Source organism: Nostocoides japonicum T1-X7 (assembly GCF_001046855.1).
Lineage (GTDB): Bacteria > Actinomycetota > Actinomycetes > Actinomycetales > Dermatophilaceae > Nostocoides > Nostocoides japonicum.
Genome location: NZ_HF570958.1, coordinates 4,566,651 through 4,570,619, shown reverse-complemented (window position 1 = coordinate 4,570,619; position 3,969 = coordinate 4,566,651). Strand labels below are relative to the sequence as shown.

Below are 3,969 nucleotides of genomic sequence, written 5' to 3'. Positions count from 1 at the left end.
CAGCCGGTCACGGCCGAGGACTGTCCGGCGGGTGCGGCGTTGAGGGTCGTGCAGCCGGAGCCGGCGCCGCTCCACACCGACTCGGTCCAACCGCGGCTGTTGGCGGCGGACGACAGGCTCGTCCCGCCGACGGCCGTGACGTAGTGGGACGACGCGGGGAAGCTCGCGCCCTGGTATCCGTTGTCTCCCGTCGAGGCGGTGACGGCGATCCCCTGGTGGTTGTAGGAGGACCCGTAGGTCGAGTCCGCCAGATCCCCGCCCCCGTAGCTGTTCGAGATGGCGACGACCCCAGCGGCCTTGGCCGCCGTCTTGACCGCCGTGCCGAGGTTCTTGAACGACGGCGTCTTGGCCTGGACGAGGAGGATCTTGCACGACGGACAGGCGGCCGAGACGGCGTCGAGGTCGAGGGCCTGCTCCTGGGCCCAGCCGAGGTTGAAGGCAGGCAGCGTCGAGGTGCCGGTCTGGCCGACGATCTTCAGGCAGCCGTTGGCCTTCGTGCAGGCCGGCAGACCCCACTGGGTGCGGTAGGTGGCGAGGTCGCGCTCGGCGTTGGGATATCCGTATGCGTCGACGATGGCGACGGTGCGCGACGTCGAGAGACCCGACAGCTTGTAGGCACTCTGGATGTTGCTCGGGGTCTTGCCCGCGATGGCCTTCGACGTGACGGCCCGGCCGCTCGGCGACACGGCGCGACCGGCGCTGTCGACGAGCTTCTGCGCGTAGCAGGTCGCCTCGCCGGCTCGGGGGGTCGTCGGGCAGACCCGCACGGCGTGTGCCGACGGCGCCGGGGTGGCGCTCGCGGTCGTCGCCACGGCGAGCGGGCCGAGGGCTGCGGCGGCGACGGCGGCCGCAGCGAGGTACTGCCTGGACATCGGGGGTCTCCTTCTGCAGGGTCGGGCGACGGTCGTCGTCCTCGGCCATTGACGCGCCTCGTGGACCAGGCTGCAACGCGAGCGGGGCGTCTGGAGGGAAATTGGTGAAGTCTTGGTCCGTCCTTGACGAAGAATTGGCCGTCGACCGTGCCGCCGTCCGGGGCGCGCGGCGGGTGCTCGTGCCGCGCGGCGGCCGGTCCGCCTCACCCGGGCGGCCGGTCCGCCTCACCCGGGCGGCCGGTCGGTCCACGCGAGGGCAGGGATTCGGGGCCGGACCGGGTGGGCGGCTAGCATGGCATTCGGCCCGCTTGGCGGCGCTCTCGTATGCCGCCCCGCCACCGGTAGCCCATCCCCGAGCCATCCCCCTCCCCGAACCACGGAGTCCCGCAGTGAAGAGTGCCGTCGAGAACCTCAACCCGACCCGGGTCAAGCTGACCGTCGAGGTCCCCTTCGAGGAGATCAAGCCGAGTCTCGACGCGGCATACCGGTCCATCGGGTCGCAGATCCAGGTTCCCGGCTTCCGCCGGGGGAAGGTTCCTGCCCGGATCATCGACCAGCGGATCGGCCGTGGCGCCGTCGTCCAGGAGGCCGTCAACGAGGCCCTGCCGCAGTTCTTCGGCCAGGCCGTCGAGGAGAACGAGGTCCGCGCCATCGGCCGTCCCGACGTGGACGTCACCGAGGTGCCGCTCGAGGACGGTCAGCAGCTCGTCTTCACCGTCGAGACCGACATCCGCCCGATGATCGACCTTCCGGACCTCTCGGGCATCGCCGTCCAGGTCGACGCCGCCGAGGCGGGCGACGCGGACATCGAGGAGCGGCTGACCACGCTCCGCGAGCGGTTCGGGACGCTCGTCGGGGTGGAGCGCCCCGTCGAGGAGGGCGACTTCGTGTCCATCGACCTCGCGGCCACCATCGGTGACGAGGAGATCGACACCGTGACCGGCGTGTCCTACGAGGTCGGTTCCAGGAACATGCTCGACGGGCTCGACGAGGCCCTCCTCGGTATGTCGGCCGGCGAGTCGACGGAGTTCACGGCGCCCCTCGCGGGTGGAGACCGCGCGGGGCAGGAGGCCGACTGCACCGTGACGGTCCAGTCGGTCAAGGTTCGTGAGCTGCCCGAGCTCGACGACGACTTCGCCCAGCTCGCCTCGGAGTTCGACACCCTCGAGGAGCTCCGCGCCGACGTCGCCGAGCAGGCCGCGGCCGCCAAGCGCTTCGAGCAGGGCATCCAGGCCCGCGACAAGGTGCTCGACCACCTCCTCGCGACGATCGACGTGCCGATCCCCGACGGGATCGTCGAGGCCGAGGTCCACGACCACCTCGAGAACGAGAACCGTCTCGAGGACGAGGAGCACCGCACGGAGATCGACGAGAGCACGCGCAAGGCCCTGCGGACCCAGTTCCTCCTCGACGCGATCGCCGAGAAGGAGGAGGTCGAGGTCGGCCAGGCCGAGATCATCGAGTACCTCATCTCCGCCTCGCAGCAGTACGGCATGGACCCCAACGAGTTCGCCCAGGCGATCGACCAGCAGGGGCAGATCGCCTCGATCGTCCAGGAGGTCGGCCGGCGCAAGGCGCTCGCCGCGGTCCTCGAGCAGGCGGTCGTCACCGACACCGAGGGCAACGCCGTCGACCTCAACGCGCTCGTCCCGGGCGCCGACGAGGAGGGCGACGAGGCGGACGAGACCGAGGGCGACGCGGCGGACGATGTCGTCGAGTCCGAGGTCGCTGCGGAGGCGGACGACGCCGACGAGGGCGCCGAGTCCGCTGCGACCGACGACGCCGTGTCCGAGGCCGGCGACGAGGCGGCCGTGTCGGGCGATGAGTCGGCCGCGTCGGGCGATGAGTCGGCCGCGTCGGGCGATGAGTCGGCCGCGTCGGGCGACGACGCAGAGGCCGAGACGGCTCGGGCCGACGCCACCTCCTGATCCATCGGTCCGCCGTCCCCCACCCACGCGACGGTTCAGCGGGGTGGGGGAGCGGTCGTCGTGCCGACCCGGAGCCGGGTCGGGTGGACGACGTCGTGGACGGGCTCCCCACGCAGTGCGCCGGCCGCCAGCTCGCCGAGTCGGCGTCCCTTGGCCTGCCCCTCCTGCTCGATCGTCGTGAGGGTTCCGGGGAGCCAGGGCAGCGCGATCCCGTCGAACCCCACGACCGACACGTCCTGCGGCACTCGAAGGCCCCGCTCCTCGGCCGCGCGGATGACGCCGGCCGCGAGCAGGTCCGACTGCGCGACGACACCCGTCGGACGGACGCCTGCGGGAAGGTCGAGGAGCGCGCCCCCCGCGACGCGCCCGTGGTCCACGTCGGGCTCGACCGCCTCGACGATCGGCGAGCCGGCCGGCGCCGTCTGCCGGAACCCGAGGACACGCCCGAGCGCATCGGGGTAGGTGGCCGCTGCGACCCGCGCGTCGTCCACGGTGCCGCCGGGAGTCCCCGGAGACAGCGGCATCGCGACCATGCCGAGCCGACGATGGCCGAGATCGAGGAGGTGTCGTGTCGCGACGGCCGTGGCGCCCTCCTCGTCGACGGTCACCCGCACGACTCGAGGGTCGGCGGGGGACCCTGCGCCGACCATCGGGACCCCCCGCACGGCGAGCAGGTCGACGACGGGGTTGACCCGGGGTCCGCACAGGGCGAAGACGACCGCGTCGAGGGCGAGGCCGGCCAGCTGACCGACCGTCTTGTCGTAGTCCTCGGGGTCCTGGGCGAGTAGGAGCATTCCGGCCGGGATGGTGTCGAGCACCTGCGCGAGCCCGTCGAGGACGCTCACGGCGAAGGGGTCGCGGAAGGCGTGGAGCAGCCGCCCCTCGACGACGACGCCGATGACGCCTGCCCGGCCCTGGCGCAGGGATGACGCGAGAGGGTCGGGTCCCGCATACCCGAGGGTCTCGGCCGCGCCCCGGACGCGCACCGCGGTCGCCTCCGAGACGGGGCCCTTGCCACTGAAGACGAGGGATGCGGTCGAGACCGAGACGCCGGCGGCGTCGGCGACGTCCCGGAGCGTCACCCGGCCGCGCCGGGCCGGCCCCCTGGGCCCGCCGGCGACGAGTGTCCCCGGCTCACGTATGCCGGTCCCGGAGGCCGGCCCCCCGGC

Annotated in this window: 2 protein-coding genes and 1 pseudogene; 1 reads left to right on the top strand and 2 read right to left on the bottom strand. The window is 72.7% G+C overall.

What is annotated here, in order from left to right:
* Nucleotides 1–872, bottom strand: a pseudogene (locus BN12_RS25490) (hypothetical protein); the annotation flags it as partial.
* Between the two features lie 389 nt (nt 873–1,261).
* Between BN12_RS25490 and tig the strand changes: the two are divergent.
* Nucleotides 1,262–2,800: a trigger factor gene (gene tig / locus BN12_RS20750; RefSeq protein ID WP_083454818.1), complete on the top strand. Its 1,539-nt coding sequence runs from the start codon at nt 1,262–1,264 to the stop codon at nt 2,798–2,800.
* A gap of 35 nt (nt 2,801–2,835) precedes the next feature.
* Here the strand turns inward: tig and BN12_RS20745 are convergent.
* A partial coding sequence (locus tag BN12_RS20745; RefSeq protein ID WP_235432480.1) for a LacI family DNA-binding transcriptional regulator occupies nt 2,836–3,969 on the bottom strand: 1,134 nt, incomplete at its 5' end.